Annotated in this window: 20 protein-coding genes; 13 read left to right on the top strand and 7 right to left on the bottom strand. The window is 69.7% G+C overall.

Annotated features, from left to right (window positions below; genetic code table 11):
- Positions 1 to 66: 66 nt before the first annotated feature.
- The 3 genes from A176_RS02730 to A176_RS02720 are packed head-to-tail and all read right to left on the bottom strand — an operon-like array spanning position 67 to position 2,204.
- On the bottom strand, positions 67 to 456 hold the full coding sequence (locus A176_RS02730) for a translation initiation factor (protein WP_002636907.1): 390 nt from the start codon (positions 454 to 456) through the stop codon (positions 67 to 69).
- 18 nt (positions 457 to 474) lie between these two features.
- Positions 475 to 1,881, bottom strand: a complete 1,407-nt coding sequence (locus A176_RS02725) for a vitamin K epoxide reductase/DsbA family protein (protein WP_002636908.1) — start codon at positions 1,879 to 1,881, stop codon at positions 475 to 477.
- Positions 1,878 to 2,204, bottom strand: a complete 327-nt coding sequence (locus A176_RS02720; RefSeq protein ID WP_002636909.1) for a cupin domain-containing protein — start codon at positions 2,202 to 2,204, stop codon at positions 1,878 to 1,880. Before A176_RS02720 ends, A176_RS02725 begins: the two co-directional genes overlap by 4 nt.
- 38 nt (positions 2,205 to 2,242) lie before the next feature.
- Here A176_RS02720 and ygfZ point away from each other — a divergent pair, with 38 nt between their 5' ends.
- The 5 genes from ygfZ (at position 2,243) to A176_RS02695 (ending at position 6,688) form a co-directional block, all read left to right on the top strand.
- Positions 2,243 to 3,313 (top strand): CAF17-like 4Fe-4S cluster assembly/insertion protein YgfZ, encoded by a 1,071-nt coding sequence (ygfZ, locus tag A176_RS02715; protein ID WP_002636910.1) that lies wholly within the window; start codon positions 2,243 to 2,245, stop codon positions 3,311 to 3,313.
- Between the two features lie 25 nt (positions 3,314 to 3,338).
- Positions 3,339 to 4,160 (top strand): hypothetical protein, encoded by an 822-nt coding sequence (locus tag A176_RS02710; RefSeq protein WP_002636911.1) that lies wholly within the window; start codon positions 3,339 to 3,341, stop codon positions 4,158 to 4,160.
- A 112-nt stretch (positions 4,161 to 4,272) separates the two neighbouring features.
- Positions 4,273 to 5,769: a spermidine synthase gene (locus tag A176_RS02705; RefSeq protein ID WP_002636912.1), complete on the top strand. Its 1,497-nt coding sequence runs from the start codon at positions 4,273 to 4,275 to the stop codon at positions 5,767 to 5,769.
- Positions 5,766 to 6,212: a hypothetical protein gene (locus A176_RS02700; RefSeq protein ID WP_002636913.1), complete on the top strand. Its 447-nt coding sequence runs from the start codon at positions 5,766 to 5,768 to the stop codon at positions 6,210 to 6,212. Before A176_RS02705 ends, A176_RS02700 begins: the two co-directional genes overlap by 4 nt.
- Positions 6,209 to 6,688 carry a hypothetical protein gene (locus tag A176_RS02695; protein ID WP_002636914.1) on the top strand — a complete coding sequence of 160 codons (480 nt, stop codon included), beginning with the start codon at positions 6,209 to 6,211 and terminating at the stop codon, positions 6,686 to 6,688. Before A176_RS02700 ends, A176_RS02695 begins: the two co-directional genes overlap by 4 nt.
- Positions 6,689 to 6,767: 79 nt before the next feature.
- Here A176_RS02695 and maiA read toward each other — a convergent pair whose 3' ends face one another.
- The 3 genes from maiA to A176_RS02680 all read right to left on the bottom strand — a co-directional run bounded on the left by maiA (position 6,768) and on the right by A176_RS02680 (position 8,972).
- The gene (maiA, locus tag A176_RS02690; protein ID WP_002636915.1) at positions 6,768 to 7,427 is read right to left on the bottom strand and encodes a maleylacetoacetate isomerase; all 660 of its coding nucleotides are present in this window, start codon (positions 7,425 to 7,427) and stop codon (positions 6,768 to 6,770) included.
- Positions 7,424 to 8,404 carry a fumarylacetoacetate hydrolase family protein gene (locus A176_RS02685; RefSeq protein ID WP_002636916.1) on the bottom strand — a complete coding sequence of 327 codons (981 nt, stop codon included), beginning with the start codon at positions 8,402 to 8,404 and terminating at the stop codon, positions 7,424 to 7,426. Before A176_RS02685 ends, maiA begins: the two co-directional genes overlap by 4 nt.
- A gap of 187 nt (positions 8,405 to 8,591) precedes the next feature.
- The gene (locus tag A176_RS02680) at positions 8,592 to 8,972 is read right to left on the bottom strand and encodes a hypothetical protein (protein ID WP_002636917.1); all 381 of its coding nucleotides are present in this window, start codon (positions 8,970 to 8,972) and stop codon (positions 8,592 to 8,594) included.
- Between the two features lie 216 nt (positions 8,973 to 9,188).
- Here A176_RS02680 and A176_RS02675 point away from each other — a divergent pair, with 216 nt between their 5' ends.
- The 5 genes from A176_RS02675 (at position 9,189) to serA (ending at position 16,431) form a co-directional block, all read left to right on the top strand.
- Positions 9,189 to 9,566 (top strand): SpoIIAA family protein, encoded by a 378-nt coding sequence (locus A176_RS02675; protein ID WP_002636918.1) that lies wholly within the window; start codon positions 9,189 to 9,191, stop codon positions 9,564 to 9,566.
- A 115-nt stretch (positions 9,567 to 9,681) separates the two neighbouring features.
- Positions 9,682 to 11,316 (top strand): trypsin-like peptidase domain-containing protein, encoded by a 1,635-nt coding sequence (locus A176_RS02670; protein ID WP_044889753.1) that lies wholly within the window; start codon positions 9,682 to 9,684, stop codon positions 11,314 to 11,316.
- Between the two features lie 155 nt (positions 11,317 to 11,471).
- Positions 11,472 to 11,843: a hypothetical protein gene (locus tag A176_RS02665; RefSeq protein ID WP_021781153.1), complete on the top strand. Its 372-nt coding sequence runs from the start codon at positions 11,472 to 11,474 to the stop codon at positions 11,841 to 11,843.
- Positions 11,844 to 11,845: 2 nt separating this feature from the next.
- Positions 11,846 to 15,055: a hypothetical protein gene (locus A176_RS02660; RefSeq protein ID WP_002636922.1), complete on the top strand. Its 3,210-nt coding sequence runs from the start codon at positions 11,846 to 11,848 to the stop codon at positions 15,053 to 15,055.
- 122 nt (positions 15,056 to 15,177) lie between these two features.
- Entirely contained in the window at positions 15,178 to 16,431 is a 1,254-nt protein-coding gene (serA, locus tag A176_RS02655) for a phosphoglycerate dehydrogenase (RefSeq protein WP_002636923.1), read from the top strand.
- 12 nt (positions 16,432 to 16,443) lie between these two features.
- Here the strand turns inward: serA and A176_RS02650 are convergent, their stop codons facing one another.
- Complete coding sequence (locus tag A176_RS02650; RefSeq protein WP_002636924.1) at positions 16,444 to 17,850, bottom strand: FAD-binding oxidoreductase; 1,407 nt, start codon at positions 17,848 to 17,850, stop codon at positions 16,444 to 16,446.
- A gap of 181 nt (positions 17,851 to 18,031) precedes the next feature.
- Between A176_RS02650 and A176_RS02645 the strand changes: the two genes are divergently transcribed.
- The 3 genes from A176_RS02645 (at position 18,032) to A176_RS02635 (ending at position 25,630) form a co-directional block, all read left to right on the top strand.
- The gene (locus A176_RS02645; protein ID WP_002636925.1) at positions 18,032 to 21,181 is read left to right on the top strand and encodes a carboxypeptidase regulatory-like domain-containing protein; all 3,150 of its coding nucleotides are present in this window, start codon (positions 18,032 to 18,034) and stop codon (positions 21,179 to 21,181) included.
- A gap of 174 nt (positions 21,182 to 21,355) precedes the next feature.
- A complete protein-coding gene (locus A176_RS37755; protein WP_002636926.1) occupies positions 21,356 to 25,006 on the top strand; it encodes a carboxypeptidase regulatory-like domain-containing protein in 3,651 nt (1,216 codons plus the stop codon).
- 165 nt (positions 25,007 to 25,171) lie between these two features.
- The gene (locus tag A176_RS02635) at positions 25,172 to 25,630 is read left to right on the top strand and encodes a hypothetical protein (protein ID WP_002636927.1); all 459 of its coding nucleotides are present in this window, start codon (positions 25,172 to 25,174) and stop codon (positions 25,628 to 25,630) included.
- Positions 25,631 to 25,633 lie beyond the last annotated feature (3 nt).

The raw sequence follows: 25,633 nt of genomic DNA, 5'->3' as shown, positions 1-25,633 counted from the left end.
GGTCCCTGATGCGCAGACCAACGAGGGACGCTCATGTGCCTGCGCCCACCACCCGCCAAGCGCCCGTCAGCCCACCGTCACCTTGCGCACGCCCCGGGCCTCCAGCAGCGAGGGAAGCCGCTCACGCTGGTCGCCCTGGAGCACCAGCGTGTCGTCCTCCACCACGCCGCCGCAGCCGAGCGAGTTCTTCAGCGCCTTGAGCCACACCTCGCGCTGGGGCGCGGGCAGCTCCAGGTGCTCCACCACCGTGACTTCCTTGCCGCCCCGGCCCTTGCGCTCCATGCGCACCACGGCGCGCGCGGGGCCCTTGGGCTCGGCCTTCACCGGAGCAGCCGCCACGGGCACAGCGGGCGCCTGGGGCAAGGCTTCGCGCTGCGCCGACAGCGCGGCGAACGGATTGTTGAACGGAGCCGCCGGTGCCACTGGCGGCTCACCCTTCTTGTCACGCTTGCCCATGGCGCGAGTCCAACGTCCTCAGTGGTTGTGGCCCGCGTGGTCGTCGTGACCACCGGCCGGACGCGGACGCGGCGGCGGCAGCATGCTGAACGCGGGCGCGCTCGGGTTGCCGTCCGCCATCACCAACGCATAGAGGAACGGCGCCGAGGGCATCGCCTCGCGACCATTCACCAGCACCAGCGGCGTGCCCTGGATGTGGTGGCGCATGGCGTAGCGGGAGTCCTCCTGGAGCTTCGCCGCCGTGGCCGGGCTGCTCATGCACACCTCGAGCTGCGAGCGCGGCACCGAACCCGACGAGGCGATCTCCACCGCCCGCTCCGTGTCCAACACGGCCTGCGCGGCGAACATCTTCTCGCGCAGCTCCCAGTAGTCCGGCGCCCCCTCCAGGCAAATCTGCGCGCGCGCCGCCACGCAGCGAACGCTGGGCGCATCCGGCCCGCGGCGCGGAATCGCCGGGTTGCACGCGCCATCCAGCGGGAACTGCCGCGCCTCCAGCGATATCTTCCCTTCGGGCACGCGCTTCTTCAGCGCGGACAGCTCCTCCACCAGCGACTTGCAGTGGGGGCACTTGCTGTCCGTCCACTCGACGATTTTCACCGGCGCGTCCACGGGCCCGTAGCGGCGGCGCGCGGGCGCGCCCGCCGGCTGCGGCGTCTCGGCGCGGTACGCGGCCAGCGCATCCGACAGGAACTGCTGGTGCTGCGGCGGCAGCGAGCGCAGGAACTCCTCCAGCGACGCGGGCGGAGGCGGCGGCTCGCGCGGCGTCACACCCGGCATCGGCGTGCTCGCCACCGGCGGCGGGGGCGGCAACAGCGAGGCCCCCGAGGCGTCCGACGCCTTCGGCGTGGCCCGGCCCGGCATCAGCGCCGCGATGAAGACAGCCGCCGTGATGCCCACCGTCCACTTCAGCGTGGCGCCCCACTCGCCCGCGCCAGGCAGCACCGGCCCGGGCAGCCCCTTCACGGCCACGCCCGCGAACACCGCCACCAGCGCGTACGTCGCGAGACACGTGGGGCACAGCGCGCCCGACTGGGCACTCGCCACGCCGAAGACGACCACGGACACGATGCCCGCGGCGGCCACCAGCCGCAGGCCATTGACGGCGGGACGCACATCCTTGCCCGCGCTCGCCCACGTCAGGAACAGCGCGGACAGGCCCACCGCGGCCAGACCCCACACGAGGCCCAGGCCCGCGACGGGGATGCCCACCAGGTCATGCACGCGGCTGGCGAAGGCGGAGTTCCACACCGTCTCGCAGTTCACCGTCTCGGAGACGCCGCACACGGTGGAGCCGCCACCGCGCAGGGTGAGGAGCTGCATCCACTGGAAGATGGACAGGCCACTCTCCGCGAGGCCCAGGACCAGCAGCACCAGCGCGCCGCGAGTCGCCACGGGAGTGGGCGAGGAGGAAGACTTCGAGCTCATGCATGCTCCGGGGGCGGGGTCATCAAAACGAGGAGGCGGGCGGCATCGGGGCCGTCATTGGTGACGCCGTGCTCGGCGCCCGCGGGGGCGAAAATGGCGGCGCCAGGGCCGTGGACTTCCTCTTCAGCCCCCACGCGGAATCGGCAGCGGCCGTCGAGGACGACATACACCTTGTCCGACGCCGCATGGTGGTGGGGCTTCTGCGCCTGCCCGGGCTGGAGGCAGTACACGTCCAGGAAGAAACGGCCGGACTGGAAGACGTTGTGCTTCAGGAGCTTCTCTGGCGAGAAGTCCTGAAAGGACGACAGGTGCTTCACATCCATCGTGGCATTCGCTCCTTCGCCTCTATATAGCGACGGACATGGAACCGCTGTCTCTGCATTTTCTTCACGAGAAGGCGGGCGCCCGCTTCGGCGACGTGGGCGGCCGGGAAACCGTGGCCGGGTACGAGGACACGGAAGGAGCGTACCGGGCGGCAAGACAGTCCGTGGCCCTCCATGATGCCTCCTACCGCGAAACCCTCCGAATCACTGGGGAGGACCGGGCCTCCTTCCTACATGGGATGGTCACCCAGGAGGTGAACAACCTCCCCGTGGGCACCGCGACCTACGCCGCCATGGTGACCGTGAAGGGGGCCATGGTGGCGGATGCCCGCATCCTCAAGCGGGAGACAGACCTCCTGCTGGATTTGGAGCCGGGGACCGGCGCCAAGGTGCGGGAGTTCCTGGACAAATACCTCATTTCCGAGGACGCCGAGCTGCACCCGGCCACGGAGGAGTGGGCCCTGCTCCGGCTGCTCGGACCCCAGACGGAGGCCCTCCTGTCCGCCGCCCTGAGCAGCCCCCACGCCCCCCTGTCGCACCACACCACCCGGACGGCCACCCTTGCGGGCCAGGACGTCTGGCTGCTCGGGAACACCGCCATTGAGGCGCATGGGGTGGACGTGTGGGTGCCGCGCGCAGGGCTGGAGGCCGCCTGGACGGCCCTGACCGAGGCCGGCGCCGCCCACGGCCTGAAGCCCCTGGGCTACGACACGCTGGAGCTGCTGCGCGTGGAGGCCGGCGTCCCCCGGTACGGCAAGGACATGGTGGACACCACCATTCCGCTGGAAGCCAACCTGGCGAACGCCATCTCCTACAACAAGGGTTGCTACATCGGGCAGGAGGTCATCGCCCGGGCCACCTTCCGCGGCCAGATGAACCGCAAGCTGGCGGGCCTGCTGTTGGGCGACGCGGACGTGGCCCCCGGCACCGAGCTGCGGCGCGGTGAGAAGAAGGTGGGCTGGCTGACCAGCGTGGTGCAGTCACCGGTTGCGGGACAACGCGTGGCCCTGGGCTACGTGCACCGCGACTCGCTGGAGCCCGGCACCGAGCTGTCCCTGGCCGGCGGCCCCGCCACGGCGAAGGTGGCGCCGCTGCCCTTCTCCGCGTGAAACAGACCCAGCATACTGGTGAGCCATGCTTCCTGGCTCACCCCGTTCACCGCTGCTGCTGACAGCACTGTCTCTGCTCCTTCTGTCGGCGACGGGGTGCTTCGACGTCCAGCAAGACCTCTGGATTGAACCCGGAGGCTCGGCACGGCTGGTGGTGGATGTCTCCATTCCGCAGGCCCGAATGGACCTGAGGGAGATTCGCGGCAGCCTGAGTCCCCGGCAGTTGCTCTTCGTGGCGGCTGGAGACATCGAGAAGGCCCTTCGTGAGGCCCCGGAAGTCGCCCAGGTCATGCTCCGGGACTATGAGAAGGAGGGACGAGACCACCTCGTCTACGACGTGACGGTGAAAGACGTCACCCGGCTCCCAGACCTCTACCGGCGCACCGCCGAGCAGAACAAGCATGTGCCCTGGCAGCCCAGGGGTGTCTGGGACTTCGGCATCGAGCGGCAGGGCGGTCAATACGTCTTCACCCAGCGCTTCAACATCGACAAGCTCCTGGACCGACCGCGCGCACCGGGAAATGAAGCCGTGGACCCAGCGGCGGCCCAGGCGTTCGCGAAGGGCTTCCTGAGGGCGACGCTCGGCAACAACCGCCTCACCTTGCGCATCCACGGGCCGAGCATCGGTGAGACGAACGGCACGGTGAACGAGAAGAAGGACACCGTGGAGTGGAAGCTCAACCTCGCGGAGCTGATGGACGCCCCCGCCGAGGGCCGCGAGTTCCGCGCCGTCATCCATGACAGCGCGCCGCTCTGGCTGTGGCCCGTGGTCCTGGGCGTGCCCGTCGCGGTGCTGCTGCTCACCCTCTCCGCCGCCAGGAACCGGCGTCGAGCGGCCGCCCGATAGCACGCCTGTCCTGACTTTCCTGTCATGACAGCCCTGCCATGGCTGTCATTGTAGCTATGTTATTTCAAGGGCTTCGCACTGGAACGGACCTTGCTCAAGCAAGCGTCCGAACATGCGACCTACGTCATCGCTGACATGGCTGTCTTTCGTCACCGGTACCACCGTCATGGCGTCGGAGATGGCGGCGTCCCGGCTGGTGGCGCCCTACTTCGGCGGCAGCACGCCGGTATGGGCCGCTCTCATCTCCCTGGTGCTGGGGGGCCTCGCGCTCGGGGCCCATCTGGGAGGCCGCGCGGCGGACCGCACGGGACGGCTCGAACCCCTGCTGGGCGCCCTCTGCCTGTCCGCGCTCACCCTGGCCCTGTTGCCTTTCCTCGCGAGGGTGCTGCTCCCCGGCGCGATGGGCGCGGTGCTGGAGGGACGTGTCGCGGAGTCCCTGGGCCGCGTGGCGCTGCTCGTCCTGGTGGCGCTGCCTCCGCTGCTGGTGTTGGGCGCGGTGGGCCCCTACGCGCTGCGAGTGGGGCTCGCGGGTGTCACCTCCGCGGGCGAACACGCGGGGCGGCTGTCGTCGGCGTCCACGGTGGGCAGCATCGCGGGAACACTCCTGGCCGCCTTCGTCGTGCTGCCGCTGCTGGGCACCGCGCGCACCATGGCCCTCTTCGCGATGGTGCTGGGACTGACGGCCTCGTGGCGACTGGGGTGGCGGTGGCGACTGCCCGCGGTGGGCGTGCCCGTCGCGGCCCTCGCGTTGGGGGCCCATGCCCTCCCCTACCGGCCCGGGACGGTGGCCGTGGCCGAGTCTCCCTACACCTTCATCCAGGTTCTGGAGAGCCGAACCGGGACGCGCCACCTCGTCTTCGATGAAGGCTACGCGGTGCAGAGCATCCATCGGCACGGGATGCCCGTGCATGAAGAAGTCTTCGGGCATTACCTGCTGGCGCCGGTCATGGCGCAGAAGGAGCCTCGGGCGCCCCGCGTCCTGATTCTGGGCCTGGGCGCGGGCACGAGCGCCCAGGGGCTGCGTGCGACCTATCCCGGCGTCGAGGTGGTGGGGGTGGAGCTGGACGCAGAGGTGGTGCGGCTGGGCCGTAGCCACTTCGGCCTGCCCTCCGACGTGGAGGTCCACGTGGGGGACGCGCGCGCCTTCCTCTCGAGCGACACCCGCCAGTACGACGTCATCCTCGTCGACGCCTTCCGCTTCCCCTACGTCCCCTTCCACCTGACGACGCGCGAGTTCGCCACCGCCGTGGCCGCGCGGCTCGAGCCCGGCGGCGTGGCCTGCTTCAACGTGGGGCGCTACGAGCAGGAGCGCGCGGTGGTGGACGCGGTGGGGGCCACGCTGGCCACCGTCTTTCCGGAGGTCCAGGCCGCCGACGCACGCAACCACAGCAACACGCTGCTCTTCGCCGGGGCGCCGGGGCTCTCGAAGCGGCTCGAGACCCGCGCGGCGTCGTTGCCCGCGTCACTGCGCTCGCTGGCGAAGCGCGTGGCGGGAGAGCTGAAGCCCGTGCCCCCGGGCGAGCCGCTGACCGACGACAAAGCCCCCGTGGAGTTCCTCACGGACGCCATCATCCTGCGCACCCTCACCAGCGACCTGGGCATCCGATGAAGCGCCTTCCCGCGATGCCGGAGTTCCTCGCGCCGCTGCCGCTGGGCGCGGTGGCACTGATGGCCGTGAATGACCGCTGGCTCAAGCCCGCATTCCACAACGCGCTCACCGGCAAGCTGTCCGATGTCGCCCTCTGCTTCTTCCTGCCGCTCTACCTGTCCGCGATGCTGGCGCTGCTCACGCGCTGGCCGAGGGAGCGCCGGGTGGCCGTGGGGGCGGGCATCACCGCGTGCCTCTTCACCGCGCTGAAGGTGTCCCAACCCGCCGCGGACCTCTTCTCCGCGCTGCTGACGCCCGTTGGAGCGCCGCTCGGCATCACGGCCTTCCGCGCCTGGGCCGACCCGACCGACCTCATCGTGTTGCCACTTGTCTGGGGAGCGGTGCGCTTCAGCCGAGCCGCCTCCCGTGAAGCGCAGTCCCCACCTGTTGGAGCCTCCACGTGAAAATCATCCTGTCGAACCTCGCCGCCACCGCCGCGCTCGCCACCACCGCCGTGCTGCTCGTCGCGGACGGTGGACGGCGCTGCGACCATGCCGCCCAGGAAGTCATCTACGACGTGAGTGAGAACACCTGCGGCGAGCCGGGCGTCCTCCGGGTGAGCACCCCCAAGGAGGACTGCACCCTCGACGTGGAGGTGGAGGAACGGATGGGATTGCCCGCGACGGGAGACACCTCCTTCGGCCGCGTGGCCCTGGCGGAAGGCTCCTGGTACCTGGCGGAGTACGACGTCGTCCTCTCCCTGAACAGCGACGGAACCACCGAGCCCAGGGAAGACGAGGAGCCCCGCCACCACCGGGTCAACCGGACCTGCAGACCCACCCAGGAAGACGGCGTCCTCCGACTCGCGTGCACGGCCCACGAGACGTCCTCCCCCGAGCAGGAGGTCCACACCTGCCAGGCCGTGCTCACCCCGCGCTGAGCCCTCCCGAAACCAGGGCGCCCACCACGCAGCCCCCATCAGCGGTCGCGCCCGAACAGGCGCGACCGCTCCATGGGACTCAGGCGGGAACCGCGTCCGGCTGCCGGTCGGGCTGCGCGGCCTGGAACGCGGGCAGCGACTGGCACTCGGCTTCGATGCGCAGCAGCGTCGGGTACGCCGCCACGTCCACGCCGAAGCGGCGCGCGCCGTAGAGCTGCGGCACCAGGCACACGTCCGCGAGCGACACCGTGTCGCCCACGCAGAAGCGCCCGGCGGTGGACTGCACCGCCGCCTCCAGCGCCTCCAGCCCCCGTGCGTTCCAGTAGGCCGACCACGCCTTGTCGTCCGCGCCCAGCTCCTGCTTGAGCCGCTGCATCACCGACAGGTTCTGCAGCGGCTGGATGCCGGAGTTCACCATCTCCGCCAGCATCCTCGCCTTCGCGCGCAGGAACGGGTCCGCGGGCAGCAGCGCCGGCGCCGGGAAGCGCTCCTCCAGATACTCCAGCACCGGCAGCGACTGCGACAGCCGGCGCACCGAGCCATCCGCCTCCGTCCACTCCAGCGTGGGCAGCGAGCGCATGGGGTTGACCGCCCGGTACGCGGCGCCGTGCTGCTCCCCGCCGTCCTTCACGAGGTGCACCGGCACGTAGTCGAACTTCAGCCCCTTCAGGTGCAAACCGATGCGCACCCGCCACGACGCCGACGAGCGCCAGTAGCTGTAGAGCCGAAGGCCCGTCATGGCCCCTTCACCACCTTCTGCGAGATGCGGCCGAACACGCTGTTGCCCGCCGCGTCCGACATCTCGATGTCGATGGTGTCGCCCGGCTTCATGAACGGCGTCTTGGGCCCGCCCTCTTCAATCGTCTCGATCATCCGGCGCTCGGCCAGGCACGAGATGCCGCGCTCGCGGTCCGCGTTGGACACCGTGCCGCTGCCCAGGATGGTGCCCGCCGTGAAGCTGCGCGTCTTGCTGATGTGCTGGATGAGGTCGAAGAAGGAGAAGTGCATCTCCGGGCCGGCGTCCGTGTCGCCCACCTGCTGCCCGTTGAGCACCGAGCGCAGCCGCAGGTGGATGCGCCCGTCATGCCACGCCGAGCCCAGCTCGTCCGGCGTCACCGCGAACGGGCTGAAGGCCGTGGCCGGCTTGCTCTGGAAGAAGCCGAAGCCCTTGGCCAGCTCGTTGGGGATGAGGTTGCGCAGGGACACGTCGTTGGCCAGCATCAACAGCTTGACGTGGCGCCCCGCGTCCGCCGCCTGCGTGCCCTGCGGCGTGTCGCCGAGGATGGCGCAGACCTCGCCCTCGAAGTCCAACCCCCAGGCCTCGTCCGCCAGCGGGATGTCGTCGGTGGGCCCCAGGAAATCACCGGAGCCGCCCTGGTACACCAGCGGGTCCGTCTTCAGCGTCTCCGGCGGCTCGGCGTTGCGCGCCTTGCGCACCAGGATGACGTGGTTGAGGTACGCGCTGCCGTCCACCCACTCATACGCGCGCGGCAGCGGCGACATCAGCCCGCCCACATCCAGCGGCCGGCTCTGCACCGTGCCCGCCTCCAACTGGGCGTCCAGCGCGCGCAGTTGCGGCTCCTTCGTCTCCCAGTCGTCCAGCGCGGCTTGCAGCGTGAGCGCCACGTTGGTGGCCAGCGCATAGGCCGTGTTGTCCCGCTTGACGACGATGAGGCGGCCGTCACGGGTTCCGTCCTTGAGCGTCGCGAGCTTCAATGCCGGGCTCCCCTGGCGGCCTCTGAGGAAAATGGCCGGACCGCCTGTGATTCCGGGCTTTTCCGCCGGGGCACCGGGGGTGTCAAGCAAGACGGACACGCGCTGCCCGGGAAATGCGCACGGCGGACAGCGCGCCCAAAAGAAAACGCACGGGCGGAATGTGGCCGCCCGTGCGCTCCTCACTTCATCACGCCCGGAGCGGATTCACGGCTTCGGGGCAGTGCCAGTAGGTGTACTCACAGGACTCCTGCGCGGCGTCGCAGGGCACCTGGATGATGGTGATGGCCTCGCAGGGGTGACGGGGTGCCTCCAGCTCACCTCCGCCCCTCGTGCGGCCTTCGTTGGGAACGGACGCATCCTGCTTGGGTGCGTCCTCCGCCGGCGGCGGCGGTGCCACCACGGCGTGGTTGCCAGGAGCGCCCGCGGCGCCTCCCCGGCCCTTGCGAGAAGTCCCGCGCGAGTCCTGGCGCGACTCCTGCGACGGAGCCACCGGCGGTGCCGACACCACCGGCAGCAGGCCCGGGGCGGCGCCCAGCACCGCGCCCAGGACGTACAACTTCGTGTTCATGAAACCCCCTTGCCGGTTGCCACCGCCGGCGCACCCCTTCGGCGCGCCGGTACCGGAGCAACGGCAAGGACGTCAGTACCAGGTGGGTCTGACATTCCCGGCCCTTCCGGACAGGTTCGGGCAAGGCGGGTTCCGCGAGGCCTTCTGTCCCCCCGCTCTAGACGTGTCACCAGCGGCGGCTAGGATGGCGCGCCCCGCCCGGAGCCTGTCACCGTCATGCCATTCCAGATCACCGTTCACTCGCAGGACCGCATCCTCGAGGTCGTCTATCCCCCGCAAGTCACCACCGCGGACCTGTCCGAGTACCTGGCCGACGTGAAGAAGGCCATCACCGCCCTGGCCGGCGAGTGGTCGGCGCTGGTGGACCAGTCCCAGCTCCGCGTGATGCCCAGCGACGTGGTGACGGCCATGGCCAGCCTCAACGCCTACGCCCAGCTCCATGGCATGAAGCGCTCGGCCCGGGTGGTCAGCGACGCCCCCTCCGGCCTCCAGGCCTGGCGCATGACGAAGCGGGCCATGCTGAACATCCCTACACGGACCTTCGAAACGCGGGGGGAGGCCCTCCAGTGGCTGCGGAACCCCGACGCGGACTGAGCGCCCCGGAGTTGTGACGTCCACTCGACAGCAGGGCCGCCTTTTTTCACATATATTGCGGCGGCCCACCCCGGAAGGGGCCGGGCCTCACATCTCCCGTAGGAGTGGTCGTCTCATGCGTATCCCCCGGACCGGCGCCAGCAGGAAACTGCTCGGCGCGCTGTTGTGTACCCTCTCCGCCACGGCCTGCGGGCCGGAGCAAGCGTCCGACTCCGTTGGAGGCGGGACCACGGAGCAGCCGGTCGTCTATGGCAACGACGACCGCATGGACGTCTACGAGCACCCGGACGCCGTCCTGCGGCAGTACGCGATGCAGGCCAGCGCCGTCATGGTCGATCCGTACGAAATCGACGACACGAACCCCAACAACGTCGTCTTCGACAGCCCCACGCTGGGCGAGCTGGGCGTCTGCTCCAGCCAGCGCTTCTACAACGACCCGTCGCCGGGCTACTGCTCGGGCACGCTGATCGACGATGACCTGCTGCTGACGGCCGGCCACTGCGTGGAGAACGCGAGCGACTGCGCGTCCTTCAAGTGGGCCTTCAACTTCTACCGGCCCAACGCGAACTCCGTGCAGACGATGACCACCCAGGACATCTTCAGTTGCCGGGAGATTGTCGTGCGCCGCGACAACACGTCGAACGGCCGCACCCTGGACTACGCCATCATCCGCCTGGACCGTCCGGCGACGCCGCGCTTCACGCCGGCCCCCATCCGGCCGGGCAACACCGCCCTCGCCACGGGCACCAACGTGGCCGTCATCGGCTCGGGCAGCGGCATTCCGCTCAAGATTGACTCCGGCGGCCGGGTGCGCAACGGCCGCCCCAACACGGTGGACTACTTCGTCGCCACCACCGACACCTTCGGCGGCAACTCCGGCTCCGCCGTCTATGACATGGCGAACCACACCATCGCCGGCATCCTGGTGCGGGGTGATGATGACTACGTGCAGCAGGGTGGCTGCTTCGTCGTGAACACGTGCCCGGAGAACGGGTGCGCCGGCGAGGAAATCACCTACGTGCGTCCGGCCATCGAGGCCTTCTGCGCCGCCAACACCAGCGTCCGGCTGTGCAACAGCACGCCGCCGCCGCAGACGACCTTCCCCTTCACGGCCGGCAACACCCAGAACGCCACCGTGAACACCACCCGTCACGTGGTGGAGCTCACGGCCGGCCAGAGCCTCACCGTGGGCACCTGCGGCGTCGCGGGCGCCGCCGCCACCGGCGACACCTGGCTGCGCGTCAATGGCCCCAGCGGCATCGAGGTCGCCTCCAACGATGACGGCTGCGACTCGGGCCGTGGCTCCAACGTCACCCTCACCGCCGTGGCCGCGGGCGCCTACGAAATCATCGCGGGCTGCTACGCCAACACGAGCTGCAGCGGCACCGTGGCGTGGACGATTGGCACCAGCACGCCGCCGGCCACCTCCGGCACGTTCAACTACAGCGCCGTCAACTCCAACAGCGCGCGGCAGAACACCACCAACGAGACGGTCAACCTGACGGCGGGCCAGCGCCTCTCCTTCGGCACCTGCAACGTGGCGGGCGCCTCCGGCACCGGAGACACCTTCATCCGCCTGTACAACGCCGCGGGCACCCAGGTGGCCACCAACGACGACGGCACCGGCTGCGGCAAGCTGTCCAGCGCCAGCTACAAGGTGCCGGCCGGCGCGGGCGGCGCGTACCAGATTCGCGCGGGCTGCTACGCCAACACGAGCTGCACGGGCACCGTGGCCTGGACCATCGAGTAGTCACGCTTCACCCAGGACGTGAGCACGGCGGGGCGCGTCACTCCTTCACGGAGGGGCCGCCCCGCTGCTGCGTCTGGCGCCCTCGCCCGTTGAAGCGCATCCCAGCAAAACGTTAAATTCAGCACATTCCGACGTTCAGTCCCGGGGTGTGCGCGGTGCTGAGGATTCGAACCGAGCAGATGGCGTGCCTCGACAGCTCGGCACGCGGTGTCTACGTGGCCAGCGTCATGCGCTTCCTGCGCGCGCAGCTCCCGCGAGAATGCGCGGACCTGGGCGAGCCGGAGCTGCGCGCCCGGACCGAGCGCGGCATCACCGCCGCGAGCACGCATGGCCTCACCCGCCGCTGGGACGTGGCGCGCTTCATCGCCTGCCAGGTGTGCCTGGGCGAGCACTTCGACACGGACCCCGTCCACGTCTGGCCGCAAGCGGTGCTCGCGCGGCCGTACCTCACCCCTTCCCGAAAGATGGACTGGATTGAGCGCCACTACCTGCGGCCGTACCGCAGGCGCTCCACTCCCGCGACCTGACGATGCCCTACCTGCCCCTGCGCTGCGCCTGGACGCACTTCGCACCTTCCCAGGAGACGCTCGCCGTCACCTACGACCCGCCCGACGCGGGCCGGCTCGTCTCCGTCCAACTGGAGGTGAGGGACTACGCGGGCGCCGTCGTGTACCGCTCCGCCGCGCTCGACTGTCAGGGCGGCCCGGCGCCCCTGGACTGGACGGGCGCGCTGAACGTGGGCAACGACGCCGTCCACGAACCCTTCGCCACGCCCCTGCGCGCGCCGTACACGCTCCGGGTGGACGCCGTCATCGCGGCGGACGAGGACGAGGACCTCCGCCAACCCGAGGACCTGCCCAACAGCGAGCTGGACAGCGTGGTGCCCTGTGAGGCCCTCCGGCACGACGACGAGCCCCGCCGTGAGGACGTGGTGGTGGTCCTCCCGCCCCCGCCCCCCAGCACCGCGCAGGTCAACGTCCTCTACCACTCGGTGGACGTCGTCCGCGGCCCCTGGCTGGCCTCGGGCGCGGTGTTCGTCCGCGGCACGGTGGACAGCATCTGCCACAAGCTCAACCAGCTCGGGTACTACGCGGGGCCGCCGGCGCGCGCGTCCGTCACGCCGGACTACTTCAACAAGGCCAAGGAGCGCTTCCGGCGGAACCACGGCGACTTGCGCATCCTCCCCGCGCCCACGAACCTCGAGTTCGAGGATGCGCTGGATGGCGCGCTGGCACACCACCATGGCGCGCGGCCCACCCTGGCGGACGACCAGGGCGTCCCCGTCCCGGACGGCACGGCCCTGGGCGGCAACGGCGCTCCGCTGCGGGTCTACGTGGAGGCCGTGGGCTTCGACGAGGACCTGGCCAACCGGACCGACGAATTCATGCGGCAGCTTCCGCCCGGCCGGGGCAACGCCCCCGTCAACTGGGCCGCGCTGCACAACAAGACGGCGAGCGAGGCCGGCAAGCTCAACCGCCCGCTCGTGCCGCTCGAAGCCGTCATCTACCTCAAGGGCCATGACAACCGCCGCGTCGTCGCCCCCCAGGCCGTGGGCGCGGTGCGGGTGGACTGGTCCGCGCTCGAACCCGGCGAGGACGTGTCCCACCTGCCCATGAACGACCGCTTGCACTCGGGAACGCGGGCCTACATCAACCGCGTCCTGCGCAGCGACTACGTCGACCTCGAGCGCAACCTCGGCAGCACCAACTGCCCGGCGGCCTACGGCGGCATCCGCACCCGGGCGCAGAACTTCCGCAACCCCTTCTGGCGCGAGCCCCAGCCCTACGCGCCCTACGCGGTGCCCACGGAGGATGCCGGAAACAAGGTGCTCTGGGCGCCGGCCTGCACGGACACCGGCCAGCATCTGGCCCGCGTGGGGCGCTCGGGCATCTACCTCCAGCCCTCGCTGATTGGCGGCGACCGCTACCAGGTGCGCGCGCGGCTCAGCTACGAGGGCCGCGGCAACGCCGCCGCGCTCGAGATCGCCAATCCCGTCTGCAAGTTCGAGACGAAGCCCATCGTCGTCTGGCGCCGGGTGGAGGTCTTCGGCGTCGTGGGCTGGCCCCTGCGCAACCATGGGCAACTGCCGCAGAAATGCCGGGCCCGCTACGCGGAGTCCTACCTGGACGTCGACTTCACCCACACGCTGTACCGGCGCATCTCCCAGGTCATCAACAACGCGGACTACGCGAACTGGTTCAACCACATCCGGACGAATGTGAAACCGTCCGTGGCCAGTGTCGTCGGCCTGCTGGACACCCTGAACGTCCATGACGCCAGCCCCGTCGTGCGGCTCAACCCCGTCGCGGTGCTCTCCTCGACCGACAAAGACAACATCTTCATGTTCGTCAGCGACATGTTCAACGAGATGGTGACCACGCCGAATGTCGCCAGCGCCGGCGGATTCCTCCTCTCGCTCATCTCCGACAACATCCGCACCGGCCACGCGCCGTGCGGCGGCATCGTCATGCTGGAATACATGCTGTCGGACGACATCCGGAACGCGCTCGAGACGTCGGAGATTGGAGAGGTCCCCACGACCTCCAATGGCAACAATGACCTGCTGGGCATCATTGACCAGCGCGTGAACGCGAACGCCGACTTCGTCTTCACCCACGAGGTCGGACACTGCTTCTGGCTGACCCACCACGAGGCATCCATGGGCGTGGTGAAACAGCACCATGACCAGTTCGACCACAACTGCATGATGAGCTACCCCGACTGGGACGGGGCCCGGCCGCAATACCCGCACCAGGCGGCGAACACCTACGACCCTCACTTCTGCGGCAAGTGCAACCTCAAGCTGCGCGGCTGGGACATCACCCACGCCGACATCCTCACGCTCGACACGGCCACCCCGCCCGACCAGATAAAGACGCTCTTCTATTACGACCGCGCCGACCCTGGCTTGCAGTGGGACGTGGAGCTGTCCAACGTGAGTGAGGCGTTCACCCGCGTCTCACGGGGCCCCTTCCGGGAGCGCCACTTCAACCAGAACGCGAACTTCGACACGTGGATGACGGACCTGGGGGACTGCGACATCTACCACCACGTCACCCACGGCAACGTCCGCTGCTCCCGGCACGGCTCGCGGCTCGCGTCCATGGACATGGCCATTCCGCGCTACCCCACATGGTGCCGGAGCGACAACACCAAGGTGCAGAGGCTCACCACCGAGGAGCAGGACCTCTGCGTGCGCACCAACTTCGACGCGCAGTCCCTCACCGCGTGGGCGAAGAAGAACTTCATCACCCCGCAGACGTACTGGCATGACCTGACGAGCGTCATCCAGTGGACCGTGGACATCAACGACTCCAGCCGGGACGTCGAGTTCACCTACGAGCAGGTCCAACGGGCCTTCAAACGCGGCCAGAACGCGCCTCGGCTGCTCGCCTTCTTCAGCTCCTGTCTGATTGGCTGGGAGCGACGCTTCGCCAAGCTCTTCATCGACCAGGGCACCCGCTACGTCATCGCCTTCCGCAGCCGCTACCAGACCTCCCAGGCGCTGCCCTTCAGCCGGGAGTTCTACCGTTTGCTCAGCGCGGGTCAGTTCGACGCGGGCATGATCAACGGCGCCTTCACCGCCGCCGCCCTGTCCTTCCCCCACGCGGAGCCGTGCCTCTTCACCGCCGCGAACATCACCCGCTGCACGGCGACGACCCGGGCGGGGACCGCCGCCTTCACCCAGCACACGTGGAAGGACGACGCCTTCGAAGAGCCCCGCTTCCCCACCTCATGACGCCCCGTCCAGGCAAGGCCGCCCGCCGTGCCTGGACGTGCCGGTGGCTGGCGGACGCCTCGGGCGCCGCCGCCCCATCCCACCCTTGACAGCCCCGAGGCCCAGGTCTAACGCAAGGCGCCATGAGCACTCCCCTGTTCCCGCCCTCTCCGACGCGCCCCATCAGCAGTGACGGTCCCTTCCGTGCCTTGCTGCTGGAGAACATCCACCCGTCCGCGGGCGAGATGCTGGCCGCCGAGGGCTTCCAGGTGGAGCGCGCGTCTTCCGCCCTCAAGCCGGAGGAGCTGGCGGAGCGGCTCAAGGGCGTGCACCTGCTGGGCATCCGCAGCAAGACGACGGTGCCGGTCGCCGCGCTGGAGCACGCGGAGAGCCTGCTGGCGATTGGCGCCTTCTGCATTGGCACCAACCAGGTGGACCTGCTGTCCGCCAACACGCACGGCATCCCCGTCTTCAACGCGCCGTTCAGCAACACGCGCAGCGTGGCGGAGATGGTCATCGCGGAAATCATCGTGCTCACGCGGCAGCTCTTCGACCGCAGCCAGGAGGTCCACGCGGGCCAGTGGCGCAAGGTGGCCACCGGCAGCCACGAGGTGCGCGGCAAGACGCTGGGCATCATCGGCTACGGCCACATCGGCTCGCAGCTCGGCGTCATCGCCGAGGCGCTGGGCATGCGCGTCCTCTACTTCGACGTGATGACCAAGCTGCCGCTGGGCAACGCGCAGGTGGCCGTCACGCTGGAGGAGCTGCTCGGCGCGTCTGACTTCGTCACCCTCCACGTGCCCGCGCTGACCACCACGCACATGATGATGGGCGCCGAGCAGATCGCCCAGATGAAGAAGGGCGCGTGCCTCATCAACGCCAGCCGCGGCACGGTGGTGGACATCGACGCGCTGGCGCGCGCGCTCCAGTCCAAGCACCTGGGCGGCGCCGCGGTGGACGTCTACCCGGAGGAGCCGGAGAGCAACTCGGACGGCTTCATCACCGCGCTCCAGGGGCTGCCCAACGTGGTCCTCACGCCGCACATCGGCGGCTCCACCGAGGAGGCCCAGGCCTCCATCGGCAAGGAGGTGGCCACCAGCCTGCTGAAGTACTTCAAGGCGGGCGCGAGCACGGGCGCGGTCAACTTCCCGAACGTCGAGTCGCCGCTCATCCCGGGCACGCACCGCATCCTCAACGTGCACCGCAACATCCCGGGCGTGCTGCGCGACATCAACCGCATCGTCTCCGACCTCAACGCCAACATCCACGCCCAGGTGCTCAGCACGGACGCCAACATCGGCTACCTGCTGATGGACCTGGACCAGGACGTCTCCACCCCGGTGTGCGAGGCCATCGCCGGGCTGGAGACGGACATCAAGACGCGCATCCTGTCCTGACGCCCGGCGCCCTCAGGCATCCACGACCTTGCCCGGGTTGAGGATGCCCTGGGGGTCCAGGGTGCGCTTGAGGGCGCGCAGCAGCGCCAGCTCCGCCGGCGCGCGCGAGTAGCCCAGGTAGTCCTTCTTCAGAAGACCGATGCCGTGCTCGGCGGAGATGCTCCCGCCGTGCTTCTGCACCAGCGCGAACATGGTGGGGTCCGCCTGCTTCGTGTGGGCCAGGAACTCCGCCTTGTCCATGGCGTCCGGCTTCATCACGTTGACGTGCAGGTTGCCGTCGCCAATGTGGCCGAAGAGGCAGATTTCCCAGCCGGGGTAGCGCGCGCTGAACACGGCCTCCAGCTCCGCGCAGAAGGCCTCCAGGCCCGCCACCGGCAGGGAGATGTCGTTCTTGTGCGGCAGGCCGGTGGCGGACAGGCTTTCGCTGATGCCCTCGCGCAGGGCCCACAGCTCCGCCGCCTGCGCCGCGCCCTGGGCCTGCACGCCGTCCGTCACCAGCTCGCGCTCGAACAGCGAGCCCAGCCATCCTTCGGCCGCTGCCGCGTCCTTCGCCTCCACCTCCAGCAGCACGTAGCAGCCGCTGGGCGACTCGAAGGGCGGGCGCAGCGTGCGGTGGCGCTGGAGCCGGGCCAGACACTTGTCGGTGAAGAACTCGTAGGCGGAGATGCTGAAGGCGGGCTGGCGGCGCGCGTCGCGGAACAGCCGCAGCACCGCGGCCACGTCCGGCACGGCGAAGAGGAACACGTCCTGCTTGCCGGGAAGCTGGGTGAGCTTGAGCGTGGCCTCGGTGATGACGCCCAGCGTGCCCTCGCTGCCGATGAAGAGCTGCCGCAGGTCCGTGCCGGTGTTGTTCTTCTCCAGCGCGCCGTTGAGCTCCAGCACCTCGCCCTGCGCCGTGACGACCTGGAGCCCCAGCACCCACTGCCGCGTGAGGCCGTAGCGGATGACCTTCACCCCGCCCGCGTTGGTGGCGATGTTGCCGCCCACCGTGCTGGAGCCCTTGGACGCGAAGTCCACCGGCCACGTGAGGCCGTGCTCCGCGCAGTGGTGGTGCACCGCCTCCGTCACCGCGCCCGCCTGCACGCGCACCGTGTTGCCGAGCAGGTCCACCGGCCCCATGCGCGTCATCCGCCGCAGCGACAGCACCAGCTCGCCCCGGGTCGCCACCGCGCCGCCCGCCAGCCCCGTCCGGCCGCCCGAGGGCACCACGGCGATGTGGTGCTGGTGGCACAGGGCCAACAGGCGGGCGACCTCCTCCGTCGTCCGGGGGAGCGCCACGGCCGCCGGGGCGGGCGTGTAGACGCGCGTCCAGTCGCGGCCGTACTCCAGGAGCTCCGCGGGCTCCCGGGTCAGGAAGTCTGAGGGGAAGCCCTCGGTGATGGCCTGGAGGAAGTCGGCGGGGAGCGCGGCGGTGGACATGCCTCTAGGCGTATTGCAGCCGCACCGCCCTGACAAGGTGCAGCAAGGGTAGGCTGGGGCCCGACGCCGTCCAACACACCCTGCATCGTAAATTCCGGAATCCAGGTACCGTCTCGGCGGCCGCCCCTGGATTCCGGGGGGCCTTCACCCCTGACTCCTTCCTCGAACGGACCACCCTTTCATGCGCCTCGTTCGCCCTTCCTGGCTCTGGGCCCTCCTGCTGGCCCTCTCCGCCTGTAGCTCGGTCTCCACCCCCTCCGACGCGGGCACGCCCGACTCAGGCACGCAGGCAGGCAGCGTCACGGGCCAGGTCTACCTGGAAGGGGCCTCGTCCCACGGAGGCGTCAGCGTCTCGCTGGAAGGCTCCGGACAGAGCGCCACCAGCGCCACCGACGGCCGCTTCACCCTGGAGAGCGCGCCCGTGGGCACCCACATGCTGGTGGCGAGGATGGCGGGCTACTCGGAGGCCCGGCAGTCCATCACCGTGCAGGCGGGGCAGGCCACCTCCGTGCGGCTCGACCTCCAGCGGGGCCGCGGCTCGATTCAAGGCACCGTCCGGTTGGAAGGGGTCCTGGACTCCTCGGGTGTCATCGTCACCGTGGTGGAGACAGGCGCCACCGCGACCTCGAACTCGGCCGGGCACTTCACCTTGTCCGGCCTGGGCTCGAGCACCTACACCCTGGAGCTGAAGCGGACGGACTACGTCACGGCGCGACAGACGGTGGAGGTGCGCGGCACCGGCGCCACCCTGTTCGACGCGACGCTGACCCGTGAGCGGGGCAGCATCGCGGGCACCATCCAGCTCGAAGGCACGACCAACCACAGCGGCGCCGTCATCACCCTGGTGGAGGCGGGCGCCACCGCGACGACGAATGCCCAGGGCCACTTCCGGTTCGAGAACATCATGACGGGGACGTACACCCTGCGCGTCCGGCGAGAGCTCTTCGTGGACGTGCAGGAGCCCGTGACGGTGCGCATGGGCCAGTCGAGCCAGGTCACCATGTCCATGGTGCTGGTGCGTGGGGACGTGGCGGGCACCGTCCAGTTGGCGGACGGCGCGACGCCTTCAGGGGTCACCATCACCGTGACGCAGACGGGCACCACCACGACCACGAACTCGCAGGGCGAGTTCACGTTCAACGGCCTGCCGTTGGGCAACTACACCCTGACCGCCCAGCGGGTGGGCTACGCCACGCAGCAGCAGGCCGTGACGGTGCGCACGGGCGCCGCGGCCACCGTCGCCTTCACGCTGGTCATCGCCCGGGGCCGCGTGGAAGGCACGGCCCTGCTCGAAGGACAGAGCATCCACTCGGGCATCACCATCACGCTGGCCGGCACGGGGGCCACGACGACGACGGACAGTCAGGGGCGCTTCACCCTCACCAACATCTCCGCGGGCTCGCACACGGTGGAGGCGCGGATGAGCGGCTATGCCCTGGCGCAGCAGACCGTGCAGGTGACGGAGAACCAGGCCGCCACCGTGTCGCTGTCGCTGGCGCGCGAGCGGGGTGGCATCGCGGGAGTCATCCAATTGGAGGGCTCGGCCTCGCCCGTGGACATCACCGTCACCCTGGTGGGGACGACCTACACCACGCGCACGAACGCCTCGGGCCAGTTCTCCTTCAACGCCCTCCCCACGGGCGCCTACACCGTGGAGGCCCAGAAGGACCGCTTCACCACGATTCAGCGCTCGGTGACGGTGCGCGCGGGCGCGACGGAGCAGCTCCTCCTGACGATGTCCATCGCCCGGGGACACATCTCCGGCGTGGTCCAACTGGAGGACGCCCCCACCACGTCGGGCATCTCGGTGGCGGTGGTGCAGACCAACACCTCGATGCTGACGGATTCGCAGGGCCGCTTCGCCTTCAGCAACCTCCCCATTGGCACCTATACGGTGACCGCCTGGTGGAACGGCTACAACGTGACGGAGCGGTCCGTCGAGGTCCGCAGCCAGGCCACCACGGACGTCGTCATCACCCTGCGCCGCTCGGCGGGCATCGTCGCCGGCACCGTGCAGCTCGAAGGCGCAAGCAATCACGAGGGCGTCGCCGTCTCGCTCGCGGGCCAGGACGTCACCGCGACCACGGACGCCCAGGGGCGCTTCGTGCTCGAAGGCGTTCGGGACGGGCACCACACGCTGACGGCTCGGCGGCCGCACTACACGCGGGCGGAGACCTCGCTGGACGTGAGCGGGGAGCAGCCCGCCTCCGTCAACCTGTCCCTGGCACGCCTGGGTGACGTCCAGGTCGCCGCGCCCATGCTCGCGGTCCAAGGCGGCCACATGACGCTGACGGGCGCTGGCTTTGGCGATGAGCCCGGCGCCATCGATGTCACCGTGGGCGGGAGGAGCGTCACCGACTTCATCTCCTGGTCGGACACCCAGGTGGTGACGCGCGTGGCGCACGACGTGGCACCGGGCGCGCTGGACGTCGTCATGACGCCGAACGTCTCCTGGCGGCGGAGCGCCACGGCCTCCGTGCGGGTGCTGCCGCAGAAGACACTCGCCTACCGCGAGTCGTGGGGCATGGGCATCCGTCCCTCCAACGAAGTGTTCGTCTGGGGCGAGTCCTACCCGCTGGGCAACATCCAGCAGGTCCCCGAGGGGCTCTCGGATGTGGTGAGCGTGGGCGCGTCCAGCGGCACGGCCTTCGCGGTCAAGGCGGACGGCACCGTGGTGTCGTGGGGCGCGAGCCTCCACGCCCTGGGTGCCCCCGCGGGGCTCTCCGGCGTCGTGGCCGTTGAAGGGGGCTATCTGTTCGCGGCGGCGCTCAAGGCGGACGGCACCGTCGTCGCGTGGGGGACGAATGGCCTCGGCGAGTCCTCGGTCCCCGAGGGCCTCCAGGACGTGGTGGCCCTCTCCGCGGGTGAGAACCACACGCTCGCGCTCAAGGCGGACGGCACCGTGGTGTCGTGGGGCGCCAACATCTGGGGCGAGTCCGACGTCCCCGCCGGCCTGAGCAACGTGGTGGGCATCGCCTCCACGAACAGCTCCAGCCTGGCCGTCCGCGCCGACGGCACCCTGGTGTTCTGGGGCGAGCTGCCGCCGCAATCAACGCGCATGCCCGAGGTCGACGACGTCGTCGCCATCGCGGGCGGCCTGTCTCACTACGTGGCCCTCCGCGCCGACGGCACCGTCGTGTCGTGGGGGAACGACAACCATGGCCAGGCCACGCCTCCAGCGAACCTGGGCCCCATCTCCGCGGTCGCGGGCCGGGCCAACTGGCTGAACATCGCAATCCGGCGCGATGGCCATCTCGAGCTCTGGGGCTACACGGGCCCACTCTTCGCTTTGCCACCGTTTGATCTGGTCTTGCGCGTTCCTGCTTGGTAGTCCATGCGTGACGTCGCCGCTCCGTCCCTCCTGGGGACGGAGCCGGACGCACGGGCCGGGGTGAAAACGTCCGCTGTGTGAATCAAACGCACGGGCCGCCGTCACAGCGCCACCCCGAGGACCTGCCAGGCCGAAGCTGGGTCTTCTTGTCCTCCTCATCGGGACCGTTTGCCCATGCGTCTTGCCAGACCTTCGTTGTTCTGGGCCCTGCTGTTGGCCCTCTCCGCGTGTGAGCCGTCATCCACGCCAACAAACCCCACACCCGACGCCGGCACGCGGCCCGACTCCGGGACGCAGATTGGACGCGTGACGGGAGAGGCCCTCCTCGAGGGCGCCACGGACCACGGCGGCATCAGCGTCAGCCTCGAAAGCACCACGCTGACGACCGTCACGGACGCCGAAGGCCAGTTCAGCCTGGAGGACGTCACCCCGGGCACCCACACCGTGGTCGCGCGCAGGTCCGGCTACGGCGACGTCCGGCAGAGCGTGGAAGTCCGGGCCGGTGAGACGGCCTCCGTGACACTCGAACTCCAGAGGTCACGGACCGAGCTGGAAGGCTCTGTCGACCTGGAGGGCAGCGAGGACGTCTCGGGCGTCACTGTGAGCGTGGTGGAGTCGGGCGCCACCACCACGACGGACGCGCAGGGCCTCTTCCGCTTCAGCGGGCTGCCCGCCGGCACGTACACCCTCGAGTTCCAAAAGGAGGGCTACGTCTCCGCCCAACTGACGGAGACCGTGGAAGCGGGAGACCACCACTTCGTCAGCGTCACCCTGCTGCGTGAGCGCGGCGTTGTGACGGGCGTCCTCCAACTCGAAGGCTCGGACGACCCCAGCGGCGTCCTCATCACGCTGGTGGGTGCGAACGCCTCCACGACGACGGATGCCCAGGGGCACTTCCGTTTCGAGGGCGTGCCCACGGGCACGTACACCGTGCTGGCGCAGCGGAACCTCTACCTGGACGCGGAGCAGACGGTGGAGGTGCGCGCGAACCAGGAGAGCGCAGTCACCCTGACGATGTCGCTTGGACGCGGTGATGTGTCCGGCACCGTCCAGCTCTCGGATGGCGCGAGCCCCGAGGGCGTCACCCTCACCCTGGTGCGCTCGGGCGCCACCACGACGACGGACGCGCAGGGCCGCTTCTCCTTCACCAACCTGCCGCAGGGCGACGACACGCTGCGCGCCCAGAAGGAAGGCTACGCGACGGCGGAGCAGCCCGTTTCCGTGCGGCATGCGGCCCCGGCCACCCTCTCCTTCACGCTGACCCGGACGCAGGGTCGCGTGGCGGGCGTCATCCAGCTCGAGGGCGCGAGCGACCACTCCGGCGCCACCGTCACCATGACCGCGTCCGGCGCCACCGCGACCACGGATGCCCAGGGCCGCTACGCCTTCGAGAACGTCCCCGTGGGCACCCACGCGCTGGTCATCCAGAGGGACTTGTATGCACAGGTCCAGCGCTCCGCGGTGGTGAGCGCCGGCGCGACGGCCACGGTCTCCGTCACGTTGGCCCGCCTGCGCGGGAACCTGCAGGGGAACATCCGCCTGACGGGCGCGATCCAGCACGCCGGCACCACCGTCACGTTGGACGAGGCGGGACTCACCTCGACCACGGATGCGCAGGGCCGGTACACGTTCAGCAACGTGCCCACGGGGACGTACACCCTCACGGCCCGCCGGAACGCCTACACCCAGGTGCAGCGGACGGTGGAGGTTCGCGCGGGCGTGACGCTCTCCGTCTCCTTCAACCTGGAGCCCCTGTACGGCCAGCTCGCCGGCACCATCCAGCTCCAGGGCGCGAGCAACCACGCCGGCATCACCGTCACGTTGGACGAGGCGGGACTCACCTCGACCACGAATGCGCAGGGCCAGTACGCCTTCAACAACGTGACCCCGGGGACCTACACCCTCACGGCCCGCCGGAACTTCTACGCCCAGGTGCAGCGGACCGTGGAGATTCAAGTGGGCGTGACGCCCGCCGTCTCCTTCACGCTGGAGCACCTGTACGGCCAGCTCGCGGGCGTCATCCAGCTCGAGGGCGGCGGCGCTCCGGGAGACATCCTCGTCACGCTGACCGGCACGAGCCTCAGCGCCACCACGGACGCGCAGGGACAGTTCTCCTTCGGTCGCATCCCCGCGGGTCCGTACACCCTCAACGCCCAGAAGCAGGACTTCTCCTCCGTGCAGCAGGCCGTGGAGGTGCGCCCCGATGAGCAGACCTCCGTCGACCTGACGCTCCGCTTCGCGCGAGGCAGCATCGCGGGCACCGTCGCGCTGGACGACGGCGCCTTCCCCTCCGGCATCACGGTCTCCGTGGCGGAGCTGGGCCGCACCCTCACCACGGATGGCGCGGGGCGCTTCACGCTGAACGACCTCATCCCGGGCACCTACTCGCTGGAGTTCCAGCGCGCGGGCTACCTGCGGCATGAGCAAGCCGTGGAGGTCCGTAGCGAGCAGAGCACATCCCTCTCCGTGACGCTGCGGCGCGAGCGCGGCACGGTGGAGGGCACGGTCCGGCTCGAAGGCGAGGCGCTCCACTCCGGCGCCACAGTCTTTCTCTCCGGCCTGAGTGGCCAGACGACCACGAACGACCAGGGCCGCTTCTTCTTCGAGAACGTCCCCGTGGGGACGTACACGGTGACGGCCCGCCGCTCCAACTACACGCGGGCGCAGGCGCAGGTGGTGGTCCGGCTGAACGAGACCGCGTCCGCCGACCTGTCCCTGAATCGGCTGGGAGCCCCGGTGTTCACCGCGCCCAAGCTCGCGGTCCAGCGCGGCCACCTGCGGCTGGAGGGCGCCCACTTCGGGCAGGAGCGTGGAGACGTCCGGATCTCCATTGGCGGTGTGGACGTCCAGGAATACCTCGGCTGGTCGGACACGGAAGTGGTGGTCCGCGTGCCCGGACACCTCGCCCCGGGCGTGCACGAGCTGGCCATGGTGACGGGCGTGGATTGGCGTCCCACCGTGACGGCCTCGCTCCGCGTGCTCCGGCAACGGACCCTGGCGTATGACACGCACTGGGGGATTGGCGTGCTGCCGGACAACACGGTCACCGTCTGGGGATCCACCAGCAGCTTCGGTTTCTCCCTCATCCCCGAGGACCTCTCCGACGTCGTGAGCGTTGGCACGGGGCTGCTCTTCGCCGTGGCGCTGCAGGCGGATGGCACCGTGGTCAAGTGGGGAACCATGGACCAAGCGCCGGTTCCCGCGGGGCTGAGGGACGTCGTGGACATCAGCGCGTACGGAACCCTGCTCCTGGCCCTGAAAAGCGATGGGACGGTGGTCCGCATCATCCGAGAAGGGGCTTCGGAGGCCTGGAATGTGCCGGAAGGGCTCCAGGATGTCGTGGCGGTCTCCGCGGGCTACCACAACGCCTTGGTGCTCAAGGCGGATGGCACCGTCGTCATTTGGGGAGGAGCCGATTCCGGGATGCTCGACGTCCCGGAGGGGCTGAACGACGTGGTCGCCATTTCGCTGACGGACAGCAGCGCCCTGGCGCTGCGAGCGGATGGAACAGCGGCCGTCTGGGGCTTTGGAGCGTCGTATCACAACCTCGCGAGCACGCCGGACCTCAGCGATGTCGTTCAAATCGCACAAGGAGACCGCCACTACATGGCGCTCCGCTCCAACGGGACCGTCATCGCGTGGGGAAACAACGAGCATGGCCAGGCAGCGCCGCCCGCGAACCTGACGGATGCGGCGGCTGTCGCGGGCTGGGCCTGGGACAAGAGCATCGCGCTCAGGCAGAACGGCACGCTCGCGACCTGGGGCACCTTCCAATCCTGGAACCGGCCCCCGGCGGGACTCGTCCTCCGCGTCCCCGCCCGCTAATCCCAACTCACGGCGTCGCTCCGTCTCCACCGTCTGGAGACGGAGCGCGTCGCGCCTCCCGGGCGCACATGCCGCATAGCAAGCATTCCTAGAATTACAGGTTGCACATGCCCGTATGCCGGAGAACACTCCGGCATGCACGCAGCCCAACGGAGAGACGCGGCGATGACGCCCCCGGTCCAGCTCGACGCGCCCGACATCCAGGACGTGATTCGGACCCGGACGCTGGGGCTGGCGTACGTGGGCACGGTGCTGGTGGTGGCGCACAACACGCAGCCGCCCTCCGCCGAGGACTGGGCGCGCTACTGCGAGCTCATCGCCCGCCACAAGGACACGGCCACCGCGCAGCTCGTCCTCGCGGAAGGACCGGGCCCCAGCGCCACGCAGCGGCAGCAGGCGCTCAATCAGGTCCCCAAGGAGTATGTGATTCCGCCCACGGCCGTGTTCACCCGGTCCGCGCTGGTGCGAGGCGTGGTGTCCCTCTTCAACTGGTTCACGCCGCGCTCCATGCGCGCGTTCGTCCCCGGAGACATCACCGCCGCCGCCGGGCACCTGCGCATGAGCGAGGCGCAGGTGCAGCGGCTGGTGGACGTCGCCCAGGCGGTTCGGCCCGCGGGCGCCTAGGAC

The sequence above is a fragment of the Myxococcus hansupus genome, from assembly GCF_000280925.3.
In the GTDB taxonomy this organism is placed as follows: Bacteria; Myxococcota; Myxococcia; order Myxococcales; family Myxococcaceae; genus Myxococcus; species Myxococcus hansupus.
Note: the sequence above shows the minus strand (reverse complement) of the source record. Positions and strands in the feature narration are given on the sequence as shown.

Bases quoted from the DNA above. Each gene is read 5' to 3' on its own strand.
- A176_RS02730 (WP_002636907.1), bottom strand. From the start codon at position 456: ATGGGCAAGCGTGACAAGAAGGGTGAGCCGCCAGTGGCACCGGCGGCT.
- A176_RS02725 (WP_002636908.1), bottom strand. From the start codon at position 1,881: ATGAGCTCGAAGTCTTCCTCCTCGCCCACTCCCGTGGCGACTCGCGGC.
- A176_RS02720 (WP_002636909.1), bottom strand. From the start codon at position 2,204: ATGGATGTGAAGCACCTGTCGTCCTTTCAGGACTTCTCGCCAGAGAAG.
- ygfZ (WP_002636910.1), top strand. From the start codon at position 2,243: ATGGAACCGCTGTCTCTGCATTTTCTTCACGAGAAGGCGGGCGCCCGC.
- A176_RS02710 (WP_002636911.1), top strand. From the start codon at position 3,339: ATGCTTCCTGGCTCACCCCGTTCACCGCTGCTGCTGACAGCACTGTCT.
- A176_RS02705 (WP_002636912.1), top strand. From the start codon at position 4,273: ATGCGACCTACGTCATCGCTGACATGGCTGTCTTTCGTCACCGGTACC.
- A176_RS02700 (WP_002636913.1), top strand. From the start codon at position 5,766: ATGAAGCGCCTTCCCGCGATGCCGGAGTTCCTCGCGCCGCTGCCGCTG.
- maiA (WP_002636915.1), bottom strand. From the start codon at position 7,427: ATGACGGGCCTTCGGCTCTACAGCTACTGGCGCTCGTCGGCGTCGTGG.
- A176_RS02680 (WP_002636917.1), bottom strand. From the start codon at position 8,972: ATGAACACGAAGTTGTACGTCCTGGGCGCGGTGCTGGGCGCCGCCCCG.
- A176_RS02675 (WP_002636918.1), top strand. From the start codon at position 9,189: ATGCCATTCCAGATCACCGTTCACTCGCAGGACCGCATCCTCGAGGTC.
- A176_RS02670 (WP_044889753.1), top strand. From the start codon at position 9,682: ATGCGTATCCCCCGGACCGGCGCCAGCAGGAAACTGCTCGGCGCGCTG.
- A176_RS02660 (WP_002636922.1), top strand. From the start codon at position 11,846: ATGCCCTACCTGCCCCTGCGCTGCGCCTGGACGCACTTCGCACCTTCC.
- serA (WP_002636923.1), top strand. From the start codon at position 15,178: ATGAGCACTCCCCTGTTCCCGCCCTCTCCGACGCGCCCCATCAGCAGT.
- A176_RS02650 (WP_002636924.1), bottom strand. From the start codon at position 17,850: ATGTCCACCGCCGCGCTCCCCGCCGACTTCCTCCAGGCCATCACCGAG.
- A176_RS02645 (WP_002636925.1), top strand. From the start codon at position 18,032: ATGCGCCTCGTTCGCCCTTCCTGGCTCTGGGCCCTCCTGCTGGCCCTC.
- A176_RS37755 (WP_002636926.1), top strand. From the start codon at position 21,356: ATGCGTCTTGCCAGACCTTCGTTGTTCTGGGCCCTGCTGTTGGCCCTC.
- A176_RS02635 (WP_002636927.1), top strand. From the start codon at position 25,172: ATGACGCCCCCGGTCCAGCTCGACGCGCCCGACATCCAGGACGTGATT.